The 26,337-nt window shown below is 62.3% G+C and carries 22 protein-coding genes; 6 read left to right on the top strand and 16 right to left on the bottom strand.

The window, feature by feature from the left end; translation table 11 throughout:
• Nucleotides 1–86 precede the first annotated feature (86 nt).
• On the bottom strand, nt 87–1,094 hold the full coding sequence (locus M2396_RS16195; protein WP_150570625.1) for a DUF481 domain-containing protein: 1,008 nt from the start codon (nt 1,092–1,094) through the stop codon (nt 87–89).
• Nucleotides 1,095–1,247: 153 nt separating this feature from the next.
• Here M2396_RS16195 and M2396_RS16190 point away from each other — a divergent pair, with 153 nt between their 5' ends.
• Nucleotides 1,248–1,601, top strand: coding sequence for an MGMT family protein (locus tag M2396_RS16190; RefSeq protein ID WP_101321972.1), 354 nt, complete (start codon nt 1,248–1,250; stop codon nt 1,599–1,601).
• Nucleotides 1,602–1,644: 43 nt separating this feature from the next.
• Nucleotides 1,645–3,192: an AmpG family muropeptide MFS transporter gene (locus tag M2396_RS16185; protein ID WP_259075964.1), complete on the top strand. Its 1,548-nt coding sequence runs from the start codon at nt 1,645–1,647 to the stop codon at nt 3,190–3,192.
• Nucleotides 3,193–3,239: 47 nt separating this feature from the next.
• Here M2396_RS16185 and M2396_RS16180 read toward each other — a convergent pair whose 3' ends face one another.
• The 3 genes from M2396_RS16180 to M2396_RS16170 all read right to left on the bottom strand — a co-directional run bounded on the left by M2396_RS16180 (nt 3,240) and on the right by M2396_RS16170 (nt 6,105).
• A complete protein-coding gene (locus tag M2396_RS16180; protein WP_150570626.1) occupies nt 3,240–4,484 on the bottom strand; it encodes an MFS transporter in 1,245 nt (414 codons plus the stop codon).
• Between the two features lie 183 nt (nt 4,485–4,667).
• Nucleotides 4,668–5,510 (bottom strand): mechanosensitive ion channel family protein, encoded by an 843-nt coding sequence (locus M2396_RS16175; RefSeq protein WP_150570627.1) that lies wholly within the window; start codon nt 5,508–5,510, stop codon nt 4,668–4,670.
• Nucleotides 5,511–5,619: 109 nt separating this feature from the next.
• Nucleotides 5,620–6,105, bottom strand: a complete 486-nt coding sequence (locus M2396_RS16170) for a YajQ family cyclic di-GMP-binding protein (RefSeq protein WP_101321976.1) — start codon at nt 6,103–6,105, stop codon at nt 5,620–5,622.
• 103 nt (nt 6,106–6,208) lie between these two features.
• On the opposite strand from M2396_RS16170, the gene M2396_RS16165 reads away from it, so the two are divergent.
• Genes M2396_RS16165 through M2396_RS16155 form a run of 3 tightly spaced genes read left to right on the top strand, consistent with a single transcriptional unit; the run spans nt 6,209 to nt 9,764 of the window.
• The gene (locus M2396_RS16165) at nt 6,209–7,126 is read left to right on the top strand and encodes a putative 2-dehydropantoate 2-reductase (RefSeq protein ID WP_259075960.1); all 918 of its coding nucleotides are present in this window, start codon (nt 6,209–6,211) and stop codon (nt 7,124–7,126) included.
• A 39-nt stretch (nt 7,127–7,165) separates the two neighbouring features.
• Nucleotides 7,166–9,196 (top strand): ATP-binding protein, encoded by a 2,031-nt coding sequence (locus tag M2396_RS16160; protein ID WP_101321978.1) that lies wholly within the window; start codon nt 7,166–7,168, stop codon nt 9,194–9,196.
• Nucleotide 9,197: 1 nt separating this feature from the next.
• Nucleotides 9,198–9,764 (top strand): cob(I)yrinic acid a,c-diamide adenosyltransferase, encoded by a 567-nt coding sequence (locus M2396_RS16155; RefSeq protein WP_259075958.1) that lies wholly within the window; start codon nt 9,198–9,200, stop codon nt 9,762–9,764.
• A gap of 108 nt (nt 9,765–9,872) precedes the next feature.
• Here the strand turns inward: M2396_RS16155 and M2396_RS16150 are convergent, their stop codons facing one another.
• The 3 genes from M2396_RS16150 to secA all read right to left on the bottom strand — a co-directional run bounded on the left by M2396_RS16150 (nt 9,873) and on the right by secA (nt 14,997).
• Nucleotides 9,873–10,817 (bottom strand): Nudix family hydrolase, encoded by a 945-nt coding sequence (locus tag M2396_RS16150; protein WP_101321980.1) that lies wholly within the window; start codon nt 10,815–10,817, stop codon nt 9,873–9,875.
• Nucleotides 10,818–10,882: 65 nt separating this feature from the next.
• Nucleotides 10,883–12,100, bottom strand: coding sequence for a bifunctional glutamate N-acetyltransferase/amino-acid acetyltransferase ArgJ (argJ, locus tag M2396_RS16145; protein WP_101321981.1), 1,218 nt, complete (start codon nt 12,098–12,100; stop codon nt 10,883–10,885).
• A 161-nt stretch (nt 12,101–12,261) separates the two neighbouring features.
• A complete protein-coding gene (gene secA / locus M2396_RS16140; protein WP_101321982.1) occupies nt 12,262–14,997 on the bottom strand; it encodes a preprotein translocase subunit SecA in 2,736 nt (911 codons plus the stop codon).
• A gap of 361 nt (nt 14,998–15,358) precedes the next feature.
• Between secA and M2396_RS16135 the strand changes: the two genes are divergently transcribed.
• Nucleotides 15,359–15,820: a DUF721 domain-containing protein gene (locus M2396_RS16135; protein ID WP_101321983.1), complete on the top strand. Its 462-nt coding sequence runs from the start codon at nt 15,359–15,361 to the stop codon at nt 15,818–15,820.
• Nucleotides 15,821–15,880: 60 nt separating this feature from the next.
• On the opposite strand, the gene lpxC is transcribed toward M2396_RS16135, so the two are convergent.
• The 9 genes from lpxC to murD all read right to left on the bottom strand — a co-directional run bounded on the left by lpxC (nt 15,881) and on the right by murD (nt 26,335).
• Entirely contained in the window at nt 15,881–16,792 is a 912-nt protein-coding gene (lpxC, locus tag M2396_RS16130; protein WP_101321984.1) for a UDP-3-O-acyl-N-acetylglucosamine deacetylase, read from the bottom strand.
• Nucleotides 16,793–16,904: 112 nt separating this feature from the next.
• A complete protein-coding gene (ftsZ, locus tag M2396_RS16125; RefSeq protein WP_101321985.1) occupies nt 16,905–18,101 on the bottom strand; it encodes a cell division protein FtsZ in 1,197 nt (398 codons plus the stop codon).
• 55 nt (nt 18,102–18,156) lie between these two features.
• Complete coding sequence (gene ftsA, locus M2396_RS16120; RefSeq protein WP_101321986.1) at nt 18,157–19,416, bottom strand: cell division protein FtsA; 1,260 nt, start codon at nt 19,414–19,416, stop codon at nt 18,157–18,159.
• A gap of 14 nt (nt 19,417–19,430) precedes the next feature.
• Nucleotides 19,431–20,300, bottom strand: a complete 870-nt coding sequence (locus tag M2396_RS16115) for a cell division protein FtsQ/DivIB (RefSeq protein WP_101321987.1) — start codon at nt 20,298–20,300, stop codon at nt 19,431–19,433.
• A 5-nt stretch (nt 20,301–20,305) separates the two neighbouring features.
• Nucleotides 20,306–21,262, bottom strand: a complete 957-nt coding sequence (locus tag M2396_RS16110) for a D-alanine--D-alanine ligase (protein ID WP_150570636.1) — start codon at nt 21,260–21,262, stop codon at nt 20,306–20,308.
• Nucleotides 21,259–22,713: a UDP-N-acetylmuramate--L-alanine ligase gene (gene murC / locus M2396_RS16105; protein WP_101321989.1), complete on the bottom strand. Its 1,455-nt coding sequence runs from the start codon at nt 22,711–22,713 to the stop codon at nt 21,259–21,261. The genes M2396_RS16110 and murC overlap by 4 nt, the downstream gene beginning before the upstream one ends.
• Nucleotides 22,706–23,785, bottom strand: coding sequence for an undecaprenyldiphospho-muramoylpentapeptide beta-N-acetylglucosaminyltransferase (murG, locus tag M2396_RS16100; RefSeq protein ID WP_259075950.1), 1,080 nt, complete (start codon nt 23,783–23,785; stop codon nt 22,706–22,708). The genes murC and murG overlap by 8 nt, the downstream gene beginning before the upstream one ends.
• Entirely contained in the window at nt 23,775–24,992 is a 1,218-nt protein-coding gene (ftsW, locus tag M2396_RS16095) for a putative lipid II flippase FtsW (protein ID WP_409035105.1), read from the bottom strand. Before ftsW ends, murG begins: the two co-directional genes overlap by 11 nt.
• Nucleotides 24,989–26,335: a UDP-N-acetylmuramoyl-L-alanine--D-glutamate ligase gene (gene murD / locus M2396_RS16090; protein ID WP_150570708.1), complete on the bottom strand. Its 1,347-nt coding sequence runs from the start codon at nt 26,333–26,335 to the stop codon at nt 24,989–24,991. The genes ftsW and murD overlap by 4 nt, the downstream gene beginning before the upstream one ends.
• Nucleotides 26,336–26,337: the final 2 nt, after the last annotated feature.

Below are 26,337 nucleotides of genomic sequence, written 5' to 3'. Positions count from 1 at the left end.
AGATGCTCCTGGCGGCAGGCGGGTCAGCTGACAAGATAAGCATTTATCAGCCGTGACCGCCACGCCAGAAGTGCAACAGAGCGGTTTTACCAGGCGACGCCAAAGCCCGCTGTGTAGCGGGTCTTGTCCAGGTCACTGTTGCTGGTGCCCTGGATCATTTCCTTCTCGGCCTTGAGATTGAGCGAGGCCCACTCGGTGACCTTGTAGCGCAGGCCGACTTCGGCATCCAGCGAGTAATCGGCAACCCCACCCAGCGGTTTGCCCAGTTCACCATTGGTGAACAGCTGGACGTTCTTGCCGATCAGGTAGCGGGTGTAATCCCACTTCATGGCAGCCGAGTAGAAATTGTCCTTGCCGCCATCGCGGTACTGATAGTCGGTGCGGTTGAGCAGCGAGCCGAGCGAGAACGCCCCCAACTCGTCGTCCCAGAACTGGTAGCCCGGGCCGGTACCGACCGTGCGCTGGCGGGCCAGGTCTTCAATATGATCACGCTTGTATTCGAGACGCCCCTGCCAAAACCACTTGTCGGTGATGAAGCGGTCAAGCGCGTATTCACCACTCCAGTTGTTGGTGGTGGTGACGTCGTCCTTGCTCTCGCGGTTGTATTCGCCCTGGGCATTGTGCCGCCAGCGGCCATGACGCGCCGAGGTCTTGAAACCGACATCGTAATCGTCGGTGTCGTTTTCGGCGCGCTTGAAGTCCATGGCCAGGTCGACGTTACCTTTCCAGACCAGATCCTCAACTACTGGCCGCGGCTTCATGATCTGCTCGATGCTGGCCAGCTCGACGGTTTTCGGCGCCTCGCCATTGGCCAGGGTCACCTTGCCCGGCTCGGCTGCCTGCAGCGACTTGGCTTTTTCGCCGGTGTAGGCATCCTGTTTGACCAGCAGCTCCTGATCGCTTTCGAGGGTCTGTACCTGTTTCCAGTCCAGCGCGATGGAGCCACCATAGGGCGTTTCCAGCAGCAGCTTGCCGCCATCGAAGACTTTGATCTTGCCACTGAGCTTGTCACCGTTCTTCATCCAGACGGTGTCGGCGAACGCTGGGGTACACAGGGAAGCGGCGAGAAGGCAGAGCAAGGTTCTAGAATACATAAGCTGACTACGGGCTCGGTTTGCGGAAAAAAGCCGGGCATTATCCAGATACGCGCGACCAGAGCAAGGACAGACCAAACCGATGCCAATGAGTTCAACTCTCATCTATAAGCCACTTCGCCGGCAATCTCGCCGATCGCCGGGCTGCGCCTGATGTCTGGCGCTGCACGCCTTTCGGCAGAGGATGCCGAAGCCCGACGAACGGCGCTCTATACCGCCCTCGGCCAAGTGCCCGAGGGTAAGGTCGTCAGTTATGGCCAGTTGGCGGATTTGGCTGGCCTTGGCCGAGCCGCGCGCTGGGTCGGGCGCACGCTGGGCCAACTGCCGCAGGGCAGCCGCCTGCCCTGGCACAGAGTGATCGGCGCGAGTGGTCGACTGAGCCTGCAGCCGGGCACACCTTCAGGCGACGAACAACGCGCTCGGCTACGCGCCGAAGGCGTCAATGTAGCCAATAATCGTGTGGATATGTTGCGCCATGGCTGGCGCCCGATGGAGCACAGCGGTTAGAGTGCGCGCTTTGTTTTCGTAACCTTGAGGCAGATGTTGGCCCATGCCCCGTAAAACCTGGCGCGCTGCGCTCGCTGCCTATGCCAGCCCGTCAACTCTGGTGCTGTTGCTGCTGGGCTTCGCTGCCGGCCTGCCCTACATGCTGGTGTTCTCAACCCTTTCAGTGTGGCTGCGCGAGGCCGGTGTGGCCCGCGAGACAATTGGCTATGCCAGCCTGATCGGCCTGGCCTATGCCTTCAAGTGGGTCTGGTCGCCACTGCTCGACCAATGGCGCCTGCCGCTGCTCGGCGGGCTTGGCCGACGTCGCTCCTGGCTGCTGTTGTCGCAAGTACTGGTGGTCATCGGCTTGGTCGGCATGGGCCTGTGCGATCCGCAAAAACACCTGTCCTGGCTGATCGCCCTGGCGGTGCTGGTGGCCTTCGCCTCGGCAACCCAGGACATCGCCGTCGACGCCTACCGCCTGGAAATCGCCGATGACCAGCGCCAGGCTGCGCTTGCCGCCAGCTACATGGCCGGCTACCGGGTTGCCGCCCTGCTGGCCACGGCCGGCGCGCTGTTCTTCGCTGAATGGTTCGGCTCCACTGGCTTCAGTTATCTGCACCAGGCCTGGACCGGCACCTATGTGCTGTTCGGCGTGATCATGCTACCGGCCGTGTTCACCACGCTGATCATGCGCGAACCGCCAGTGCCGCTGCGCACGCAGCTGTCGGCTGCTCGCTATGGCTTGAGCCATCAGTTGGCGTCAGTGTTCGTGCTGATCATTCTGCTGGTGTCGGTGCCGGCCAGCTTCACCCAGCTGTACAACACCGACTGGGCCAGCGTGGTGTTTGGCGACTCGACCGTGGTGCAACTGGTGCTGGAGGACCGCGCCTTCATGCGCCTGGTCCTCTACGCACTGTTGACCTGGGCCTGCCTGTCATCGCTCGGCCGCCGTGGCCTGGCGCCGGTGCTGACGCCGGTAAACGACTTCATCGCCCGCTATCGCTGGCAGGCGTTGCTGCTGCTCGGGCTGATCGCTACCTATCGCATGTCCGATACGGTCATGGGCGTGATGGCCAACGTGTTCTACATCGACATGGGCTTCACCAAGGACCAGATCGCCAGCGTCAGCAAGATCTTCGGCCTGATCATGACCCTGCTTGGCGCCGGCGCCGGCGGTTTGCTGATCGTGCGTTTCGGCATCATGCCGATCCTGTTCATCGGCGGCGTCGCCTCGGCCAGCACCAACATCCTGTTCCTGATGCTGGCCGACATGGGACCGAACGTGGAGATGCTGGTGGTCACCATCTCGCTGGACAACTTCAGTTCCGGGATGGCCACTTCGGCGTTCGTTGCCTACCTGTCGAGCCTGACCAACCTGAAGTTCTCGGCCACCCAATACGCCCTGCTGAGCTCGATCATGCTGCTGTTGCCGCGGCTGATCGGGGGTTACTCAGGTGTAATCGTGGAGAAGTTTGGCTACCACGACTTCTTCCTGATTACCGCGCTGCTGGGCGTGCCTACGTTGATCCTGATCCTCCTGCAGTGGCGCCAGGAGGCACGGCGCGGCAAGTTGGAGCCGGTGCCTGGCCCTACCCCGGACCAGCCCTGACAAAGCGTTGCGCCGCTGTCGCCTGCACCGGCACAGCGGCGCTCGCTTCACTGCGCGACGGTCGCGCCAGCGCCCTTGCCACCCACCACAAACCACAGCGGCACCAGCGCCAGCGCCCCGGCTATGCCGGCGAGGACGGCGAAGTGCAGCAAGCTGGCGCCAGCGCCAATCATCGCCAGCAGCGCGCCACCCAGACCCAATACGGCAATGGTGATCATGCCGAGCATGGCTGAAACCAGGCCCTTGCTCTGCTCGCTGGCGAACAAGGTCATGCGGTACAGCACAGCATTGGCCACGCCCAGCCCCAGCGCATACAGGGTCATGCCCGCAACCACGCTGGTAACTGACGGCCACAGCCACGTAGCCAGCATCATCAGGCCCAACCCCGCCAGATACGGCCACAGTGCGCCGCGCACCAGCGCAGGCAATGGGTAGCGCTCAGCGATGCTGTTGATGATCAGGTTGCCCGCGATCAAACCACCGAACACCGGCAGTTGCCACAAGGCATAGGCCATCTTGCTCAGCCCCTCGTCGTGAATCAGCAGCACCGGCGACAGGCCGATCCAACCGATCAGCGGCAAGCCGACCAGGCCCAGCGCAGCGCTGCCGGCGACGAAGCGACGATTGCTCAGCAACTGGACATAACCAGACAACAGCGGCAGCAGGTGAATCGGCGTGAACGGCAGGCGGCTACCGTCGCGGCGCTCGACGCCGAGGGTTTCCGGCATGAAGCGATACAGCAGCCCGAGGGTCAGCAGCGCACCCACGGCAAAAGCCACGAACAACCAGCGCCAGTCCAGCCACTGCAGCATCAACGTGCCCACCAGCGGCCCGAGCAAGGGCGAAAGCAAGGCGATATTGGCCAGCAAGGCCATCATGCGTACGGCATCGGCCTCGCTGAAAGCCTCGTTCAAGGCCGGGTAGCTGACGGTGACGACAAAGCCCAGGCCGATCCCCTGCAACAGCCGCAGCAGGTTGAACAGGCCGATGTCCTGCACCCAGAAGGTCGCCAGGCAGGCTACACCAAAGATCACGCAGCCAGCGAGCAGCAAGGGCCGCCGGCCATAGCGGTCGGCCAGCGGACCGATCAGCCATTGCAGGACCACCCCACCCAGCAGGTACAGGTTCAGCGCGTGCGGGATAAATTCCGGACTGGCGTTCATCTCGGTGACCACATCCGGCATGGCCGGCATGACCGCATCGCTGGCCAGGTAGGTGAGCAGCTCGAACAAGGCCAGGGTCAGACCAAACAGCAAGGCACGGGCCGGGGTGATATACAGCAGTGGTTTCATGGCAGACATCAGTGGATACGAAAGGGGTCAGGTTATATGCCAGAAATGGCACGTTCTGGCTGTGAACAAGTGTAATTAGGGACAAAACAAAACGCGGGCTTGCCCGCGAATGCCCAGCGCCAGCAACATCGTTGCGGCGGGTACACCCGCGGAACAAGCCCGCGCAGTTACAGCGAACGCGGTTTACTGCGCGGCAGTCTCCTGCACCACGCGGATCACCCGTTGCGGGAACGGGATATCGATCCCTTCTGCCTTGAGCCGGTCGCGAGTGCGCTCGTTGAGCATGAACATCACGTCCCAGTAGTCGGCCGTTTTCGTCCACAGACGCAGGGATACCGTGATCGAGCTGTCGCCCAGGGTAGAGATCACCGCCTGCGGCGCCGGGTCCGGCAGCACGCGCGGGTCGTTGGCCAGCTCCAGCAGCACATTGCGCGCCTTCTGCAGGTCAGCTTCGTAATCAACGCCCACATCGAACACCACCTTGCGCGTCGGCTGACGGTTGGTGTTGGTAATGATGCCATTGGACAAGCTGCCGTTCGGCATGATCACGGTCTTGTTGTCACCGGTGCGCAGCACTGTGTGGAAGATCTGGATGCTGTCGACAGTACCGCTGACGCCTTGCGCCTCGATCCAGTCGCCGATGCGGAACGGGCGGAACAGCAAGATCAGCACACCACCGGCGAAGTTGGCCAGGCTACCCTGCAACGCCAGGCCAATGGCCAGGCCGGCAGCACCAATGGCCGCGACGAACGAGGTTGTTTCGATGCCGATCATCGAAGCGACGCTGACCAGCAGCAAGATCTTGAGGATGATATTTGCCAAGGTACTGATGAAGCCCTGCAAGGCCAGATCGGCGTTGCGCAGCCCAACCAGCTTGCCCAGGCGGGCGCTGAGCTTGTTGGTAATCCACCAGCCAACCGCCAGGGTCAGCAGCGCCAGCAGCAGACGGCTGCTGTATTGCATGATCAATGGCAGCCAGGTTTGCGATTGGCGAACCAGTTGATCGACCTCATTGGTCAAATCCATAACTTTCTCCTGATGCCAAACGGCATGTACACAGTGAAGCAGGCCGCAGACAGGCCGCGGCGAGGAGCCCCATGGACCTCAATGTGGCAATGGGGTTCCTGCAGCCAGGTCAATCGCGGAAGTTGTTGAACTGCAGCGGCATGTCGAATTCCTTGGCGCGCAGTGCGGCGATCGCTTCTTGCAGGTCGTCACGCTTCTTGCCGGTGACGCGTACCTGCTCACCCTGGATGGCGGCCTGGACCTTGAGCTTGGCGTCTTTGATGTGGGCGACGATCTTCTTCGCCAGCTCCTTGTCGATGCCTTCGCGGAAGGTCGCTTCCTGTTTCATTTCCTTGCCCGAGGCATAGGCGTCCTTGACCTCCAGGCACTTCACTTCGATCTTGCGCTTGACCAATGCGCTGCGCAGGATCTCGACCATCGCCTCGAGCTGGAACTCGGCCTCGGCGGTCATCAGCACGGTCTGGTCCTTTTCCTTGAATTCGAAGCTACCCTTACCTTTGAGGTCGTAGCGGCGGTCCAGCTCCTTGATGGCGTTGTCGACTGCGTTCTGCACTTCGTGCTTGTCCAGTTCCGATACCACGTCGAACGAAGGCATGGTTGTTCTCCAATATGAAAGCGCCGCGCTCAGCGTGAAGATGGAGCGCGCAGGGTTTGATGGTTAAAATGCGGGACACATTATAACGGGTTGCGAAACGTAGATGAGCAGCACCTGGCATATTCTCGGCGCCGGCAGCCTGGGCAGCCTCTGGGCCTGCCGGCTGGCCCGCGCAGGCAAGGCGGTCCGTTTGATCTTGCGCGACCCGCAGCGCCTGGCGGCGTACCAGGCCGTCGGCGGCCTGACCTTGATCGAGCAAGCGCACAGCAGCTTTTTTGCCATCCCCGCCGAAGCCGATGAAGCGCACGCGCCGATTCATCGCTTGCTGGTGGCCTGTAAAGCCTACGATGCCGCCCCTGCCCTGGCCAGGCTGGCCCCGCGCCTGGCTGTGGGCGCAGAGCTGATTCTGTTACAGAACGGCCTTGGCAGCCAGGACGAGGTGGCTGATCAGGTGCCCCATGCGCGCTGTATCTTTGCCTCCAGTACCGAAGGCGCGTTTCGTCCGGCGGACTGGCAGGTGCAGTTTGCCGGGCATGGCTTCAACTGGTTGGGCGACCCGCTCAACCCCGCCCCGGCCGAGTGGTTCAGTGACCTCGAGGAGGCCGGCATCCCCGCCCAGTGGACGGTGGACATTCTCAGCCGGCTGTGGCGCAAGCTGGCCCTGAACTGCGCGATCAACCCGCTGACCGTACTGCACGACTGCCAGAACGGTGGCCTGCTCGAACACTTGAGTGAGGTGGATGCGCTGTGCGCCGAGCTGGCGCAACTGCTGCACTGCTGCGGCCAGCCGCAAGCGGCCGAGGGCCTGAACGAAGAAGTGCAGCGGGTGATTCTGGCGACTGCAGCCAATTATTCTTCCATGTATCAAGACGTGCGCCATGGCCGCCGCACCGAGCTGCATTACCTGCTCGGCTACGCCTGCCGCGCCGCCCACCGCCATGGCCTAGCCCTGGTGGAGCTGCAACACCTGCGCCAGCGATTGGTCGATAACCTGCAGGCACGCGGCCTGCCCAGTGACTGATCGCTGCCCTCTGACCCGAATACGGACACTGCCTTGCCCATGAAACTGCGCCAACGCCTGGATAACCTCCCGGTCGGGCAGAAACTGCTTGCGGCCCTGCTGGTACTACTGATCACCATCCTGCTGGTGGCCAACCTGGCCTTTATCAGCGCGGCCTACTGGATCACCCAGGAAAGCATGGCGCCACAGGCGCTGCAAACCATCGGCAGGCTGGTCGCCAACCCGCAGCTGTCGGCCCGCGCCGGTGATTCCAGCGATAACGCCAACGCCCTGCTCAAGGAACTCGACAGCTACACCCCACTGCGCGCCGCAGCGGTCTACGGCAGCGACGGGCGCATGCTCGCGCAACTGCAGCACGGCGAACCGCTGGCCCTGCCCAAGCGCTATCGCAACATCGACGGTTGGCGTCTGATGGAGTTTCGCAGCACTCAACTGATTCGCCTGCCGCGTCCGGGCAACCCGCCGGCGTTTCTCCTTCTGGTAGCCAGCAGCGAGCTGCCGACCGCGTTCTACACCGGCACGCTGACCGCCAGCCTGGCGATTCTGGTGTTCAGCATCCTGCTCTGGCTGGTGATCGCCCGGCAGATCAAACGGCTGATCACCCAGCCGATCAATCAGCTGGAAGAACTCAGCCGCCAGGTCACCCGCGAAGAGAGCTATGCCATGCGCGCGCAGCGCGGCAACGACGATGAGATCGGCAGCCTGGCCAACGCCTTCAATACCATGCTGTCGCGCATCGAGGCCCGCGAGCAGCAGCTCAAGCGCACCCGCGACGAATTCCAGACCGCCTACGACCAGGCCCAGGGCCTGGCCGAAGAAACCCGCAATACCAACCGCAAGCTGGAGCTGGAGGTTCAGGTTCGCAGCAAGATCGAGAAGAAGCTCACGGGTTTCCAGAACTACCTCAACAGCATCATCGATTCGATGCCATCGGCGCTGATAGCACTCGATGAGCAGTTGTACGTGACTCAGTGGAACCAGGAAGCCAGCGCCCTCTCCGGCACGCGCCTGGACGAGGCGCTGAACCAGCCGATCTTTATCGCCTTCGAGCCGCTCAAGCCGTTCTTGCCGCAACTCAAAGACACCGTCGAAAAGCACCGGGTGACCAAGATCGAGCGGGTCACCTGGCCCAAAGGTGACGACGCCCGCCATTACGCGCTGACCTTCTACCCACTGACCGGCGGTGGCGGCCGCGGCGTGGTGATCCGTATCGATGACATCACCCAGCGCCTGTCCCTGGAAGAGATGATGGTGCAGTCAGAGAAGATGCTCTCGGTGGGCGGCCTCGCCGCAGGCATGGCCCACGAGATCAACAACCCACTCGGGGCGATCCTGCACAACGTGCAGAACATCCGCCGGCGCTTATCGCCCGACCTGCCGCGCAACCAGGAACAGGCCGCCGAGCTTGGCCTGGACCTGGCCGAGATCAACCGCTACCTGCACAGCCGCGAAGTGCCGCAGTTGCTCGACGGCATCCAGCAGGCGGGAGCCCGTGCGGCCAAGATCGTCACCCACATGCTCAGTTTCAGCCGTCTCAGCAATCGCCAGCTGGCCCCCTGCAGCCTGCCCGCGCTGATCGACCAGGCGGTGGAAATTGCCGGCAACGACTTCGATCTGGCAATTGGTTTCGACTTCAAAGGCCAGGCCATCGTCCGCCAGTTCGACCCGCAACTGGGGCCGGTGCCATGTACCGCCAACGAGCTTGAACAAGTACTGCTCAACCTGTTGAAGAACGCCGCCCAGGCGATCCACCTGCGCCCGCAACCGAGCGAGCCAGGCCGCATCATCCTGCGCACCCGGCTCAATCCGCCGTGGGCGGAAATTCAGGTCGAGGACAACGGCATCGGCATGCCCGAAGCGGTGCGCAAGCGTACCTTCGAGCCGTTCTTCACCACCAAGGAGATCGGCCAGGGCACAGGCCTGGGCCTATCGGTTTCGTATTTCATCATCACCAACAACCACAAGGGGCAGATGGAGGTGCAGTCCTCGCCCGGCCAGGGCACCTGCTTCACCCTGCGCCTGCCCCTCGGCTCGCCCGTGCCTGCAGCACCGGCCCCAACGGAGACATGACATGGGCTTTCGCCTGTCGAAAATCTACACCCGCACCGGTGACAAAGGCGAAACCGGCCTCGGCGACGGCCGCCGTGTGCCCAAGGACCACCCTCGGATCGAGGCGATTGGCGAGGTCGACACGCTCAACAGCCAGCTAGGCGTGCTCTTGGCAGGGCTGAGTGAGGCCGGGCTGAGCGAGTTGAGCGAGGTGCTCGCGCCTTGCCAGCACCGCTTGTTCGACCTTGGTGGCGAGCTGGCGATGCCTAGTTATCAGGCGCTGAACCAGGCTGAAGTCGAGCGCCTTGAAGCAGCCATCGACCTCTGGAACGACGAACTTGGGCCGCTGGAAAACTTCATCCTGCCCAGCGGCTCGGCCTTGATCGCGCAAGCCCACGTGTGCCGCAGCCAGGCGCGCACCGCCGAGCGCCGCTGCCAGGCGCTGAATGCGCTGGAGCCGCTGGAAGGGGTTGGCTTGGCGTATATCAATCGGGTGTCGGATTTGCTGTTTGTTGCAGCGCGTATCATTGGCCGCCGTCAGGGCGTTGCAGAAGTGCTGTGGCAGGCGGCGAAAAAGCCTAAGGCTTGATCCTGCAATCCAGTTGCTGATTTGGGGCTGCTTCGCAGCCCTTCGCGCGCTCCCACAGGACCTTGTGGGAGCGGGCTTGCCCGCGAAGGGCCGCAAAGCGGCTCCTGTTTAAAGCTCAGGCCAGAACGCGCGGATACCCGCCACACCTTGGGCGCCTGCCTGCCAGGCAAGCTCACGGTCTGCCGCGCTGACGCCGCCCAACAAGAACACCGGGAAGCTGACGCTGTCAATCAACGCCGCGGCCTGCTCCCAACCCAATGGCAGTGCATCGGGGTGGGTTTGAGTCGCCTGGACTGGCGACAGAGTGACGAAGTCGACCCCCATCTGCGCCGCCAGGGCCAACTCTTCGGCATTGTGGCAAGACGCTGCCAACCAACGGTGCTCCGGGAACGGCCGGCCCTTGGCGGCGTACTTGCGCAATTGCGCGGCAGTCAGGTGCCAGCCGGCCGAGGGGAAGTCGCCCAACCATTCCAACGGACCTTTGAGCATCAGTTGGGCTTTGCCCGCACACAGTCCAGCCGCATCTACCGCGACATCACGGTACTTGGGGTCGTACATGTCCGGCGCGCGCAGCTGAACCAGCTTGATGCCGTTGGCCACAGCCTTCTGGATACCGCGCAACATCGGCGGCACTTCGAGGCCATCAGGGGTGATCAGGTACTGATCCGGCAAGCGTGCAGCGGCGACGATGGGCTTGTTTGCCGCAGGGAACTGGTACTGGTGCAGGTCACGCGGCGCGACCCATTCCAGCGGCTGACCTTCGGCCCCATGCGGCTCGCCGCTGAATGCGTCAACCTCACGCACGTCGAGCAGGATTTGCTTGTCCGGGTAGTCATGGCTGATCTTGATCAGCGGCCGTGATCCGCTGACCTCGATACCGAGCTCCTCGCGCAGTTCACGGGCCAGCGCTGCTTCGACGCTTTCGCCGGCCTCGACCTTGCCCCCGGGAAACTCCCACAGGCCGCCCTGATGCTGGCTATCGGCGCGACGGGCGATGAGGATCCGCCCGTCGCCACCGCGGATAACCGCCGCTACTACATGAATCCGCTGCACCTTGTACCCTCCGTTGCTGCGTCAGGCGCCCCGGCCAGTGGCCAGACCAGGGCGCAGGCCAATGATCAGGTCCGGTATTCGGCGTTGATCTTGACGTACTCGTGGGACAGGTCGGTGGTCCAGATGGTCTCGCTGCACTGGCCGCGACCCAGTTCGATGCGGATGGTGATCTCTTCTTCAGCCATCACCTTGGAGCCTTGCTCTTCGGTGTAGCTTGGGCTGCGTCCGCCTTTGCTGGCGATGCACACGTCACCGAGGAAAACATCGATCAGGCTGACGTCCAGCTCAGGCACGCCAGCGCGGCCGACGGCAGCGAGGATACGGCCCCAGTTGGGATCGGAGGCGAACAGCGCAGTCTTGATCAGCGGCGAATGCGCCACGGCATAACCAACGTCGAGGCATTCCTGATGATTGCCACCACCGTTGACCTGCACGGTAACAAACTTGGTCGCGCCTTCGCCGTCACGCACGATCGCCTGGGCGACTTCCATGCACACTTCGAACACTGCCTGCTTCAAGGCGTCGAACAGCTCGCCCTTGGCTTCGGTCACTTCAGCGACCTTGGCCTGGCCGGTGGCAATCAGCATGCAGCAGTCGTTGGTCGAGGTATCGCCATCGATGGTGATGCGGTTGAACGACTTGTTGGCGCCGTCGAGGATCAGGTCCTTGAGCACCGCCGGAGCGACCTTGGCGTCGGTAGCGATGTAGCCAAGCATGGTCGCCATGTTCGGGCGAATCATGCCGGCGCCTTTACTGATGCCGGTGACGGTGATGGTCTGGCCATCGAACTGGAACTGACGGCTGGCACCCTTGGGCAGGGTGTCGGTGGTCATGATGCCGGTAGCGGCTTCAGCCCAGTGATTTTCCGAAAGGTTGTCCAGTGCAGCCTGCAGCGCGGCCTCGATCTTCTCGACCGGCAGCGGCTCACCAATCACACCGGTGGAGAACGGCAGCACCGCCTGGGCGTCAACGCCGGTCAGCTCGGCCAGCTTGGCACAGGTGCGCTCAGCGGCGGCCAGGCCTGGTGCGCCGGTACCGGCGTTGGCATTGCCGGTATTGGTCAGCAGGTAACGCACGGTGCCCTGCACGCGTTGCTTGGCGAGGATCACCGGCGCCGCGCAGAACGCGTTGAGGGTGAACACGCCAGCCACGCTGGAGCCTTCGGCGCAGCGCATTACCACGACGTCCTTGCGCCCAGGGCGCTTGATGCCCGCCGAAGCGATGCCAAGTTCAAAACCGGGAACCGGGTGCAGGGTGGGCAAAGGACCAAGACCAACAGCCATTAGAGCGCTCCTAGATAAAAACAGATAGGTTCCATGAAACAAAGCCGCCCCAACTGACACCTTTACGGTGGCTGTAGGAGCGGCCTTGTGTCGCGATGGGCTGCAAAGCAGCCCAAAAATCTCAAGCCAGCAGCGGCCTTAGATCACTCGCATCACTCGCATCACTCAATGGTGCCGTGGCAATGCTTGAACTTCTTGCCCGACCCACACCAGCATGGCTCGTTGCGACCCAGCTTCTGGTCGTTGCGAACCGGCGCGGCGGCAACGGCGACTTCAACGCCCTCTTCGCTCAGCTGCTCGCTTTCCAGGCCTGGTGCCGGCGCATGTTCAAACTGCATGCGCTGGGCCAGCTCTTCGGCGTCGCGACGCAGACGGGCTTCTTCTTCGATCGGGTCTTCGCGGCGAACCTGTACGTGCGACAGCACACGGATGGCATCGCGTTTGATCGAATCGAGCAGTTCCTGGAACAGCGTGAACGACTCGCGCTTGTACTCCTGCTTCGGGTTCTTCTGCGCATAACCACGCAGGTGAATACCGTGACGCAGGTGGTCCATGGTCGACAGGTGGTCTTTCCACAGGTCGTCCAGCACGCGCAGCAGGATCTGCTTCTCGAAGGTGCGCAGAGCCTCTTCGCCGGCCTGATCTTCTTTCTCGGTGTATGCGCTGGTGATCTCGCTCAGGAGCTTCTCACGCAGGGTTTCTTCGTACAGGTGGTCGTCTTCATCCAACCATTGCTGGATCGGCAGCTTGATCGCGAAATCGCTGGCCAGCGCCGCTTCGAGACCGGCCACATCCCACTGCTCAGGCAGCGATTGCGGCGGAATGTGCTGGCTGATGGTGGTATCGAGGACTTCCTTACGGAACTCTTCGATGGTGCCGCCCAGGTCCTGCGCTGCCAGCAGGCTGTTACGCATGTGGTAGATCACCTTGCGCTGTTCGTTGGCCACGTCATCGTATTCGAGCAGTTGCTTACGAATATCGAAGTTGCGCCCTTCGACTTTGCGCTGAGCTTTTTCGATGGCGTTGGTCACCATGCGGTGCTCGATGGCTTCACCGGACTGCATGCCCAGGGCCTTCATGAAGTTCTTCACCCGGTCAGAGGCAAAGATGCGCATCAGGCTGTCTTCCAGCGACAGGTAAAAGCGGCTCGAACCCGGGTCACCCTGACGACCGGAACGGCCGCGCAGCTGGTTGTCGATGCGGCGCGACTCGTGGCGCTCGGAAGCGATCACGTGCAGGCCGCCGGCCTCGATCACTTGCTGATGACGCTTCTGCCAGTCGGCCTTGATGTGCGCAATCTGCTCGGCGGTCGGGTTTTCGAGTGCCGCGACTTCCGACTCCCAGTTGCCGCCCAGAAGGATGTCGGTACCACGGCCGGCCATGTTGGTGGCGATGGTCAAAGCGCCTGGCGCACCGGCCTGGGCAATGATCTCGGCTTCTTTTTCGTGGTACTTGGCGTTGAGCACCTTGTGCTCGATGCCTTCCTTGTTGAGCAAGGCCGACATATGCTCGGAGGTCTCGATGGTCGCCGTACCGACCAATACTGGACGCCCGCTGGACATGCTTTCCTTGATGTCGGCAATGATCGCCAAGTACTTCTCTTCGGCGGTCAGGTACACCAGGTCGTTGAAGTCTTTACGCGCCAACGGCTTGTTCGGCGGAATGACCATCACGTTGAGGTTGTAGATCTGAGCGAATTCGAACGCTTCGGTGTCTGCAGTACCGGTCATGCCGGACAGCTTGTTGTACAGACGGAAGTAGTTCTGGAAGGTGGTCGAAGCCAGGGTCTGGCTTTCGGCCTGGATGTTCAGGTTTTCCTTCGCTTCGATGGCCTGGTGCAGGCCCTCGGAGAGACGACGACCCGGCATGGTCCGACCGGTGTGCTCGTCGATCAGCAGCACTTGACCGTCCTGGACGATGTACTCGACGTTGCGGTGGAACAGCTTGTGCGCGCGCAGGCCGGCATAGACGTGGGTCAGCAGGCCCAGGTTGTGCGCCGAATAGAGGCTCTCGCCTTCAGCCAGCAAGCCGGCCTGGGTGAGCATCTCTTCGATGTACTGGTGGCCGGCTTCGTTGAGCTCGACCTGACGGCTCTTCTCATCGATCGAGAAGTGGCCTTCCTGGGTGACCTGGCCTTCGACTTCTTCGATGTGCTGGGTCAGCTGCGGGATCAGGCGGTTGATTTCGATATACAGCTTGGAGCTGTCTTCAGCCTGGCCGGAGATGATCAGCGGGGTCCGCGCTTCGTCGATCAGGATCGAGTCGACTTCATCGATCACGGCGAAGTTCAGCTCACGCTGGAACTTCTCGTCGACGCTGAAGGCCATGTTGTCGCGCAGGTAATCGAAACCGAATTCGTTGTTGGTGCCGTAGGTGATGTCGGCAGCATAGGCGGCGCGCTTGTCTTCCGGCGGCTGAAAGGCCGAGACGATGCCAACCGAGAGGCCGAGGAATTCGTACAGCGGGCGCATCCAGTTGGCGTCGCGGCGGGCCAGATAGTCGTTGACCGTGACCACGTGCACGCCCTTGCCGGACAATGCGTTGAGGTACACCGCCAAGGTACCGACCAAGGTCTTGCCTTCACCGGTACGCATCTCTGCGATCATGCCTTCATGCAAGGTCATGCCGCCGATCAGCTGGACGTCGAAGTGGCGCATACCCATCACACGCTTGCCGGCCTCGCGGGCTACAGCAAAGGCTTCCGGCAGGAGTTGGTCGAGGGTTTCGCCTTTGGCCAGACGCTCTTTGAACTCGGCGGTCTTGCCGCGCAGTTGCTCATCGGAGAGGGCCAACATTTTCTCTTCGAAGGCATTGACGGTGGTCACCGTCTTGAGCAGGCGTTTGATCTCGCGCTCGTTCTTGCTTCCAAAAAGTTTCTTTAACAAAGGCGCAAACATATCGGCAGGATCTTCCACACTTAGGGATGGAGGGCGGCCCCATGAGTCGCCCGAGCAGCCCTTGGGCCGCATGCGAACGAGCATTCTACCCGGAAACGATGGTGAGGAAAGTGGTCGATTGCCACGATGCTGGCACAGCGCTAGGGTGGGGACGGTTCTTAGATGAGGGTGATTATTACAAGTTCAAGGTTTGCTGAAGATGAAAGCTGCCGAGAATCGCTATTATCCTGCACAACATGCCTTGCCCCCGGCCATTGCGTGCTGATCCAGGGCAACTGCATCATCTGTCGCCACCGGCAATCAATCAGCGCTGCGCACGCAGATGCTAAGATGGCCATTCTGTAACTTCCTGCGTACCGTCATGGCTTACAAACCCTCGCCCGCCCGGCTGCCGGCCGCGCTCCTGCGTGAAGTCCGACCGCTACGGCTGCTGCTCAATCAGGCTGAACGCCTGGTGCATCTGCAGCGTTTGCTCGAAAGTCAGCTGCAACCGGCGGCCCGTGAGCACTGCCACGTGGCCTCCTGGCGCGACGGTGTGTTGCTACTGGTGGTCACTGATGGCCACTGGGCCACGCGCCTGCGCTATCAGCAAAAACGCCTGCAACGGCAACTGATCGAACTTGAAGTGTTCGCCAACCTGCGGCGGATCCTGTTCAAGGTGCAGCCACCAGTGATCCCGGCCAAACGCGGCGGGCACCCGACCCAGCTCTCCGGCGATGCCGCGCAGAGCCTGCGCGAAACGGCCGCAGGCATTGACGACCCCAAGCTCAAGGCAGCTCTGGAACGCCTGGCCAGCCATGCCCAGCACAAGGATCAGCGTTGAATCTGGCGCAATAAAAAGGCCACCCGAAGGTGGCCTCAATGAACTAGAGAGTGTTCGAACTTACACAGCCGCAACAGGGCGCATGTAGGAGATCGGTGCCGTACTGGCATCTTCGAAGGTGACCACTTCCCAGGCATCTTTTTCTGCAATCAGCTTGCGCAGCAGCTGGTTGTTCAGCGCGTGTCCGGACTTGTAGCCCTTGAACTCGCCGATCAGGCTGTTGCCGAGCAGATACAGATCGCCGATGGCATCGAGAATCTTGTGCTTGACGAACTCGTCTTCGGAGCGAAGGCCGTCTTCGTTGAGCACGCCAGTCTCATCGACAACGATGGCGTTATCGACGCTGCCACCCAGTGCCAGATTCTGCTCGCGCAGATACTCGATGTCGCGCATGAACCCGAAGGTCCGTGCACGGCTGACTTCTTTCACGAACGAGGTGCTGGAGAAGTCGACGCTGGCACTTTGGGTCTGGTCCTTGAGGACCGGGTGATCGAAGTCGATCTCGAAGCTCACCTTGAACCCTTCGAAAGGCAGGAAGGTTGCGCGCTTGTCGCCATCCTCCACTGACACTTCCCGCAGGATGCGGATGAACTTCTTGGCTGCGTCCTGCTCTTCCAGGCCGGCAGACTGAATCAGGAATACAAAGGGACCGGCGCTGCCATCCATGATCGGCACTTCCGAGGCGGAGAGCTCGACGTAGGCGTTATCGATGCCCAGACCCGCCATGGCGGAGAGCAAGTGCTCGACCGTATCGACCTTGACGTCACCGTTGACCAACGTCGTCGACATGGTTGTCTCGCCAACGTTGGCCGCACGAGCCGGAATCTCGACCACAGGATCGAGGTCGGCGCGGCGGAAGACGATGCCGGTATCCACAGGCGCAGGCTTGAGGGTCAGGTAGACCTTCTCACCGGAGTGCAGACCGACACCTGTGGCACGGATAATGTTCTTCAGGGTGCGTTGTTTAATCATGGCATTGGCCGCTTCAGCGCAAATTGCGAATTGGTATCAACAAAGGCTGAGGATGATAACAGACCCGTCCTTTGCTGAATACCAATCACCTTTATAGCCCTGATAAATTCCATCAATCAGCCTGACGACGGAGGAAGGCTGGGATGTCCAGGTAATCCAAGTCATCTTGCGGGTTGAGTTTAGCGGCTGCGGCGGCACCTGCATGGGCCTGGTTACGCATCACGGTTGGACGCTCCAGGTCACGGTAGTTGACCGCAGGCTGCTCCTGGCGAGCTGGAGCCGGGTTCGACGCCTCGTAGGCCGCTTGAGCGGTCTGCAAAGTATTGTCGACAACCTTGACCGGCTTCTCGATGCGCGCACCCAGGCCAGTGGCCACAACGGTTACGTGCAGTTCGTCGCGCATGTCCGGGTCGATCACGGTACCGACCTTGACCATCGCGTGGTCGGAGGCGAAGGCTTCGATGATGCTACCGACGTCGGAGTACTCGCCCAGCGACAGGTCAGGACCTGCGGTGATGTTCACCAGGATACCGCGGGCACCCTGCAGGTTGACGTCTTCGAGCAGCGGGTTGCGAATGGCCGCTTCGGTGGCCTCGCGCGCACGGTTCGGACCGCTGGCGCAGCCAGTGCCCATCATCGCCATGCCCATCTCGCCCATCACGGTGCGCACGTCGGCAAAGTCGACGTTGATCATGCCGGGACGCTTGATGATGTCGGAGATACCGCGCACGGCACCGGCCAGCACATCGTCAGCCTTGGCAAAGGCCGACAGCAGGCTGGCGTCCTTGCCGAGAATGGTCAGCAGCTTCTCGTTGGGGATGGTGATCAGCGAGTCGACGCTTTCAGCCAGCATGCGGATGCCTTCATCGGCGATCTGCATACGCTTGCGGCCTTCGAACGGGAATGGACGGGTCACCACCGCAACGGTGAGGATGCCCATTTCCTTGGCCACTTCGGCGATGATCGGCGCTGCACCGGTACCGGTACCGCCACCCATGCCAGTGGTGATGAAGACCATGTTGGTGCCCTGCAGCACCTCGGCAATGCGCTCACGGTCTTCCAGCGCGGCCTGACGACCGACTTCCGGATTGGCACCGGCACCAAGGCCCTTGGTAACACCAGTACCCAGTTGCAGAATGGTCCGTGCGCCAATGCTTTTCAGCGCCTGGGCATCAGTGTTGGCGCAGATGAACTCGACGCCTTCAATGCTGCTTTTGACCATGTGATTGACGGCGTTGCCACCACCACCACCGACGCCGATCACCTTGATGACCGGGCTTTGCGGGACGTTGTCTACGAGCTCGAACATTTTCCCTCTCCTTACAGTTCTCTAGTTGTTTCGCCTACCACTACTGCTTTGAAACTTAGAAGTTGCCCTGGACCCAACGCTTGAGACGCTCAAGCACTGGAGCCTTCGGTTCCTCGCCATAGCTGTTGCTGCTGTTGCTATTGCCGGTCAGGGTCAGGTCCTCGGACTGCTTGAGGAGACCGTAGGTGAGCAGGCCCACACCGGTGGAGTAAATCGGGTTGCGTACCACGTCGCTGAGGCCACGCACGCTGTGCGGGACGCCGAGGCGTACGGGCATGTGGAAAATCTCTTCGGCCAGTTCCACCGCGCCTTCCATCTTCGCCGTGCCGCCGGTGAGGACGATGCCGGCTGGGACCAGGTCTTCGTAGCCGCTGCGACGCAGCTCAGCCTGAATCAGGGTGAACAGCTCGTCGTAGCGCGGCTCGACCACCTCGGCCAGGGCCTGACGCGACAGTTCGCGCGGCGGCCGGTCGCCAACGCTTGGCACCTTGATGGTTTCGCCGGCACCGGCCAGCTTGGCCAGGGCGCAGGCGTAGCGAATCTTGATTTCTTCGGCGTACTGAGTCGGTGTACGCAGGGCCATGGCGATGTCGTTGGTGACCTGGTCGCCGGCAATCGGGATCACTGCGGTGTGGCGGATCGCGCCTTCGGTGAAGATGGCGATATCGGTGGTGCCACCGCCGATGTCGACCAGGCACACGCCGAGTTCTTTCTCGTCATCGGTCAGCACCGAGTAGGCCGAGGCCAGTTGCTCGAGGATGATGTCGTCGATTTCCAGGCCGCAGCGGCGTACGCATTTCTCGATGTTCTGCGCCGCGTTGACCGCGCAGGTCACCACGTGCACCTTGGCTTCCAGACGCACGCCCGACATACCCAGCGGCTCGCGAACGCCTTCCTGGTTGTCGATCACGTAGTCCTGCGGCAGGGTGTGCAGCACGCGCTGGTCAGCCGGAATCGCCACCGCCTGGGCAGCGTCGAGCACGCGCTCGAGGTCGGCCGTGCTGACTTCGCGGTCGCGAATCGCGACGATGCCGTGCGAGTTGAGGCTGCGGATGTGATTGCCGGCCACACCGACAAAGGCCGAGTGAATGCGGCAGCCCGCCATCAACTGGGCTTCTTCGACGGCACGCTGGATCGACTGCACGGTCGACTCAATGTTCACCACCACGCCCTTCTTCAGGCCGCGGGAGGGATGAGTGCCGATCCCGACAATCTCCAGGGTGCCGTCTTCGCCGACTTCACCGACCAGCGCCACCACCTTGGAAGTGCCAATGTCCAGCCCGACGATCATTTTGCCGCTATGCGCGTTTGCCATGGTCCTGCCTCTCTCTAATTCTTCGCAACGGCGGGTTGGGCCGTCGTCGGTGCAATCGGTTCCCGCCAGCCAACAGCCAGGCCGTTGGCGTAGCGCAGATCAATGCGGGCGATATTGGTGATCTGCTCTTTGAGTGTCTTGTCGTATATGGCAATGAAACGGCGCATCTTTTCGACCAGATGGTCGCGCCCGAGCAGCAGTTCGATACCTGGGCCGGCACTGCCGGCACCGGTGGTCAGGAACCAGCTGCCACGTTCACGCAGCTCCAGCCGCGCAATCGAGAAGCCCATCGGGCGCAGCATCTGGCTCAACACCTGATACTGCTGCATGACTTGTTGCTGAGCGCGCTGCGGGCCGAACAGCTGCGGCAGGTGCTCGTAGTTGGCCAGCTCGCGGGGGGTGAACGCTTCGCCCTGGTTGTTGAGCAACGCCTGATCCCCCCAGCGCGCCACGGGCAGTTGTTCTTCCAGGCGAATGACCACTTCGTCCGGCCAGACCCGGCGCACTTCGGCGTGGGCTATCCACGGCATCTGTTCAAGCTCGGCGCGCATCGCGCCCAGGTCGACACTGAAGAAGCTGGCCGCTACAAACGGTGCGATACGTTGCTGCACCGCCTGCTGGCTGATGTAGCTGAGGTCACCCTGCACGGCGATCTTGGTGATCGGCCGGTCAGCGTAAGGCATCAACCGCACAGCGCCTTCGTAGGCAGCAAAGCCCGCAGCCACCAGCAGCACCGGCCACAGCAAGCGCTTGAGCACGCTGAAGTTGGCCTTGGGCAGGCGCGCAGACATCGGCTCCTGGGCCACCATTCGGCTGGCACCGCGCGGCACCGGCTTGTTACGGCCGGGTGCAGGAGGCTGCTGACGAAGCATCGCGCCTTGCATGCTGATTAACCTCGCGTCTCGACGCTGGCAGCCAGGATCGCCAGCACCAACTGCTGGAAGTCCAGGCCGGCCGCGCGGGCCGCCATGGGCACCAGGCTATGATCAGTCATGCCTGGCGCGGTGTTTACTTCGAGCAGCCAGAAGCGGCCCTGCTCGTCCTGCATTACATCCAGCCGGCCCCAGCCTTCGATGCCGATGGCATCACAGGCGCGCGCGGTCAGATCGATCAGTTCTTGTTCCTTGACACTGTCCAGCCCGCACGGAATGCGGTACTGGGTGTCATTGGCGATGTATTTGGCGTCGTAGTCGTAGAACACATGCGGCGTACCGAGGGCGATCGGCGGCAGCACCTGGCCACGCAATACGGCGATGGTGAACTCCGGGCCGTGGATCCATTGCTCGACCAGGACTTGCGAGTCGTACTTGGCGGCGTCTTGCCAGGCGGCGACCAGCTCTTGCGTGCTGTTCACCTTGGCCATGCCGATACTTGAGCCTTCATGGGCCGGTTTGACGATCAATGGGAAGCCCAGTTCCGTACCGGCTGCAATACAGTCCTGTTCAGTCGCCAATACCGCATGACGCGGGGTTGGAATACCCAGGCTCTGCCACACCTGCTTGGTGCGCAACTTGTCCATGGCCAGCGCCGAGGCAAGGATGCCGCTGCCGGTGTAGGGAATGCCCAGGCACTCGAGCAGGCCCTGCATGCTGCCGTCTTCACCGCCACGGCCGTGCAGGATGATGAAGGCGCGATCAATCTTCTCGCGCTGCAGACGCTCGAGCAGATCATCACCCACATCGATGGCCACGACGTCGACACCGGCGCTTTGCAGCGCGCCGATTACCGCCTCACCAGACTTGAGCGAGACTTCGCGCTCGGCGCTCTTGCCACCGTACAGCACCGCCACGCGGCCAAAGGCGGTGACGTCGAGCGTCGAGTGCAGTTGGGCGTAAGTAGCGGTCATTGTGGCTTCTCCTGTTTGGCGACGGCACCGGCAAACAGCGGGCTCTTCATCAGTTGTGGGGCGAGGCCACCAATGTCACCGGCGCCCTGGCACAGCAGGATGTCGCCGGCACGCAGCAGGGGCTTGACCAACGGCGCCAGCTCGACGCCGCGCTCGATGTAGATCGGGTCGAGCTGACCACGCTGGCGGATGCTGTGGCACAGCTGACGGCTGTCGGCGCCCGGGATCGGCTCCTCACCGGCTGGGTAGACTTCCATCAACAGCAGCACGTTGGCGTCGGCCAGGACCTGAACGAAGTCGTCATACAGGTCACGGGTGCGGCTATAGCGGTGCGGCTGATAGACCATCACCAGGCGCCGGCTCGGCCAGCCGCCGCGCACGGCCTTGATCACGGCAGCCACTTCGGTTGGGTGGTGACCGTAGTCGTCGACCAGCATCACGTCGCCGCCTTCGACCGGCAGTTCGCCATACACCTGGAAGCGTCGACCGACCCCCTGGAAGCCCGACAGTCCCTGAACGATGGCGGCATCGCTGATGCCTTCGTCAGTGGCGATGGCAATGGTCGCCAGCGCGTTGAGGACGTTGTGGTTGCCAGGCATGTTGACCGACACATCGAGCGGCTCGCAGTCGCGACGCAGCACGGTGAAATGGGTCTGCATGCCCTGCTGGCGCACATTGATGGCGCGGATGTCCGCCTCATCGCTGAAGCCGTAGGTCACGGTCGGACGCTTCACCAGCGGCAGGATCTCGCGCACCACCGGGTCATCCAGGCACATCACTGCCAGCCCGTAGAACGGCAGGTTGTGCAGAAACTCGACAAAGGTCTTCTTCAGTTTGTTGAAGTCGCCTTCATAGGTGGCCATGTGGTCGGCATCGATATTGGTGACCACGGCAACCATCGGTTGCAGGTGCAGGAAGCTGGCATCGCTTTCATCTGCTTCGGCAATCAGGTAACGGCTGGCGCCGAGCTGGGCATTGGTGCCCGCTGCGGTCAGACGACCACCGATGACGAAGGTCGGATCCAGCCCACCGGCGGCGAACACCGAGGCCAGCAAGCTGGTGGTGGTGGTCTTGCCATGGGTACCGGCCACGGCAATGCCGTGGCGATAGCGCATCAGCTCGGAGAGCATCTCCGCACGCGGTACTACCGGGATGCGACGCTCCAGCGCCGTGGCGACTTCCGGGTTGGCCGGGTTGATCGCACTGGACACCACCAGCACATCGGCATTGGCAGCGTTCTCGGCACGGTGGCCGACAAAGATCTGTGCGCCGAACGACTGCAGGCGTTGGGTGACCGGCGACTCTTTTAGGTCGGAGCCAGACACTTCATAGCCCAGGTTGAGCAGGACTTCGGCAATGCCGCACATGCCCACACCGCCGATACCGACGAAGTGGATACGGCGAATACGGCCCATCTTTGGTTGCGGCATGGCTTTCTGCGCTTCAACCATGGGCCACCTCCAGGCAGATATCGACTACGGTGCTGGTTGCAGCAGGCTTGGCCAGGCGCCGTGCGGTGCCGGCCATGGTGTTGAGTTTCTCGGGTTGCATCAGCACCTCGTTCAGGCGGTCAGCGAGTTGCGCTGCGCCAGTTGTCGCTTGTGGCAGCAGGAAGGCAGCGCCTTCCCGGGCCAGATAATGGGCATTGTGGGTCTGGTGGTCGTCGATGGCGTGCGGCAATGGCACCAGCATCGAGGGCAGGCCTGCCGCCGCGAGTTCGCTGACGGTCAAGGCACCGGCCCGACACACGACCAGATCGGCCCAGCCGTAGACATGGGCCATGTCCTTGATGAACGGCTCGACCTGCGCCTCGATGCCAGCCTCGCGATAACGCTCGGCGGTGATCGGCGCATGTTGTTTGCCAGCCTGGTGGAACACTTCCGGACGCAGCTCAGGGGCTACTTCCGACAGGGCCTTAGGCAGCAATTTGTTCAATGGTTCCGCACCCAGGCTGCCGCCCAGCACCAACAGCCGTGCCCGGCGCTCGCCGAGTGGGGCGCGCTGGGCCTCGAGGAACAGCTCCGGACGTACCGGGTTACCCGTGGTACGGCGCTTGTCGCTGGCGGCGAAGGTGTCCGGGAAGGCTTCGCAGACCCGCGCAGCCAGTGGTACCAACAGACGGTTGGCAGTGCCGGCGCGGGCGTTCTGCTCGTGAATCACCAGTGGCACGCCGCACAGCTTGGCAGCGACGCCGCCGGGGCCGGTGACATAGCCACCAAAGCCGATCACGCACACTGGCTTGAGCTGGGCGATGATCTTGCGCGCCTGCAGTACGGCCTTGATCAGGGTGAACGGCGCCTTGAGCAGCGACAGCTTGCTCTTGCCACGCAGGCCGCTGACCTGAATCTGGTGCAGCGGCAGACCCGCTTGTGGCACCAGCTCGTTTTCGATGCCGCGCGGGGTACCCAGCCAGTGCACGCTATAGCCGCGCGCCTGGAATTCGCGGGCGCAGGCCAGCGCCGGGAACACGTGGCCACCGGTGCCGCCGGCCATGATCAGTACGTTTTTACCGTCAGCGGCCATGATTGCTGGTCTCCTCGGCAAAATCGCTTTCGTTGAATTCATGCTCTTCGCTGCCCAGGTGGGTGCGACTCTCCCACTCGATGCGCAGTAACAAGCCGACGCAGGCGCAACAAATCACCAGCGAGCTGCCGCCGTAACTGAGAAACGGCAGGGTCAGGCCCTTGGTCGGCAGCAGGCCGACGTTCACGCCGATGTTGATCAGGAACTGACCAATCCACAGGAATGCCAGGCCGAACGCCATATAAGCAGCGAAGTACTGCTTGGCCTTTTCGGCCCACAGGCCGATGTACAAGGCACGTACGGTTACGAACACGAATAGCGCCACGGTGCACAGGGTGCCGACCACGCCGAGCTCTTCGGCCAGTACCGAGAACACAAAGTCGGTATGCGCTTCGGGCAGGTAGAACTGCTTCTGTACGCTGTTGCCCAGGCCGACCCCCAACCACTCACCGCGACCAAAGGCGATCAGCGCCTGGGTCAACTGGTAGCCGGAACCGAACTGATCGGACCACGGGTCGGTAAAGGTGATGAGCCGCGCCATCCGATATGGCTGGGCCTGCACCAGGACGAACACGGCCACCACCGCCAGCACCACCATCAGCGAGAAGCGGAACAACCCTACCCCGCCTAGGAACAGCATCGCGGCAGCCGCGCCCATCATCACTACAGTGGCGCCGAAGTCCGGCTCCATCAGCAGCAGCCCGGCCATCGGCAACAGCACGATGAACGGCTTGAAGAAGCCCATCCAGCTTTCACGCACTTCCTGCTGACGGCGTACCAGGTAGCCAGCCAGATAGATCACCACGAAGACCTTGGCGATCTCCGACGGCTGCACGTTAAAGAAGCTGAAACCAATCCAGCGCATCGAACCGTTCACCTCACGGCCAATACCGGGTACCAGTACCAACACCAGCAAGCCAAAGGCGCCGATCAGCATCATGAAACCCATGCGCTGCCAGGTGGCGATCGGCACCAGCATGGTCACGCCGCCGGCGGCCAGGCCGATGGCCACGTACACCAGGTGGCGGTACATGTGATAGAGCGGGTTGCCCGACTGGGCCGCAGCCACTTCCGACGAGGCCGAGGTGATCATCACCAGGCCCAGGCCGAGCAATGCCAGGCAGCCGGCAAGGAAAGCGAAATCGAGGTCGATGCCACGGCCACTGATCAGTGGCGACGGATACGGTTTGAGGAAGCCGAAGATCATGCCAGGCCCTCCACCGCTTGCGCGAACAGCTGCCCGCGTTGCTCGAAGTTCTTGAACATGTCGAGGCTGGCACAGGCTGGCGAGAGCAGCACGGCATCGCCGGGCTGCGCCAGCGCAGCGCACTGCAGCACAGCTTCATCAAGGGTGTTGACGTAAATCTGCGGTACTTGCTCGGCCAAGGCCTGACCCAGACGCTGGGCGTCACGACCCAGCAACACTACTGCACGGCAGTAGCGTGCGACGGGTTCGCGCAAGGCGGCAAAGTCAGCGCCTTTGCCGTCGCCGCCGGCGATCAGCACCAGCTTGCCGTCGATGTCGGCGCCCAGCCCTTCGATGGCGGCCAGGGCCGCCCCGACGTTGGTCGCCTTGGAGTCGTCGTACCAGCTGACAGCGTTGTGCTCGCGCACCCATTGGCAGCGGTGCGCCAGGCCGGCGAATTCGCGCAGCGCTGCAAGCATCGGCTCGAACGGCAGGCCCGCGGCATGCCCCAGGGCCAATGCGGCCAGCGCATTGCTCTGGTTATGCGCGCCACGGATCTTCAGCTCGCGCACCGGCAGCAGGTTCTGGAATTCGAAGGCCAGGTATTTTTCGCCATCGACTTCGCGCAGGCCAAAAGCCTTGAAGTCCGGCGTATTCAAACCAAAGCTGAAGCATGGCCGGCCTTCAACCGGCAGTGGCCGGCTCAGCGCGTCCTGACGGTTGACCACAACCTGATGGGCACCGCGGAAGATCCGGTGCTTGGCCAGGTGATAGGCCGGCAGGCCGCTGTAGCGGTCCATGTGGTCTTCGCTGATATTGAGCACGGTCGCCACTTCGGCGTTGAGCTGGTCAGTGGTTTCCAGCTGGAAGCTGGACAGCTCCATCACGTACAGCTCGATGCTGTCGTCGAGCAGGTCCAGCGCCGGCGTTCCGAGATTGCCGCCAACCGCCACACGCTTGCCGGCCTTGGCCGCCATCTCGCCCACCAGCGTTGTCACCGTGCTTTTCGCATTGGAGCCGCTGATCGCGATGATCGGCGCCTTGGCGTTACGGGCAAACAGCTCGATGTCACCAGACAACTTTACTCCGCGCGCGGCAGCAGCCTGCAAGGCAGGCGTCGCCAGCGCCAGGCCCGGGCTGACGTACAGCTCGTTGGCGCGGCAGAGGAAGTCGACATCCAGTTCACCACAGCGTACTTCCACCTGCGGGTAGTCCCGGCGCAAGGTGTCCAGTTCCGGCGGTTGCTCGCGCGTGTCGGCGACCGCAAAGGCAATGCCCCGGCTCGCCAGGAAGCGAACCAGGGACATGCCGCTCTTGCCGAGGCCGACAACGATGCGGAATTGGTCGGAAGCGATCAATGACACGC

The organism is Pseudomonas sp. BIGb0278, assembly GCF_024809895.1.
In the GTDB taxonomy this organism is placed as follows: domain Bacteria; phylum Pseudomonadota; class Gammaproteobacteria; order Pseudomonadales; family Pseudomonadaceae; genus Aquipseudomonas; species Aquipseudomonas shirazensis.
Note: the sequence above shows the minus strand (reverse complement) of the source record. Positions and strands in the feature narration are given on the sequence as shown.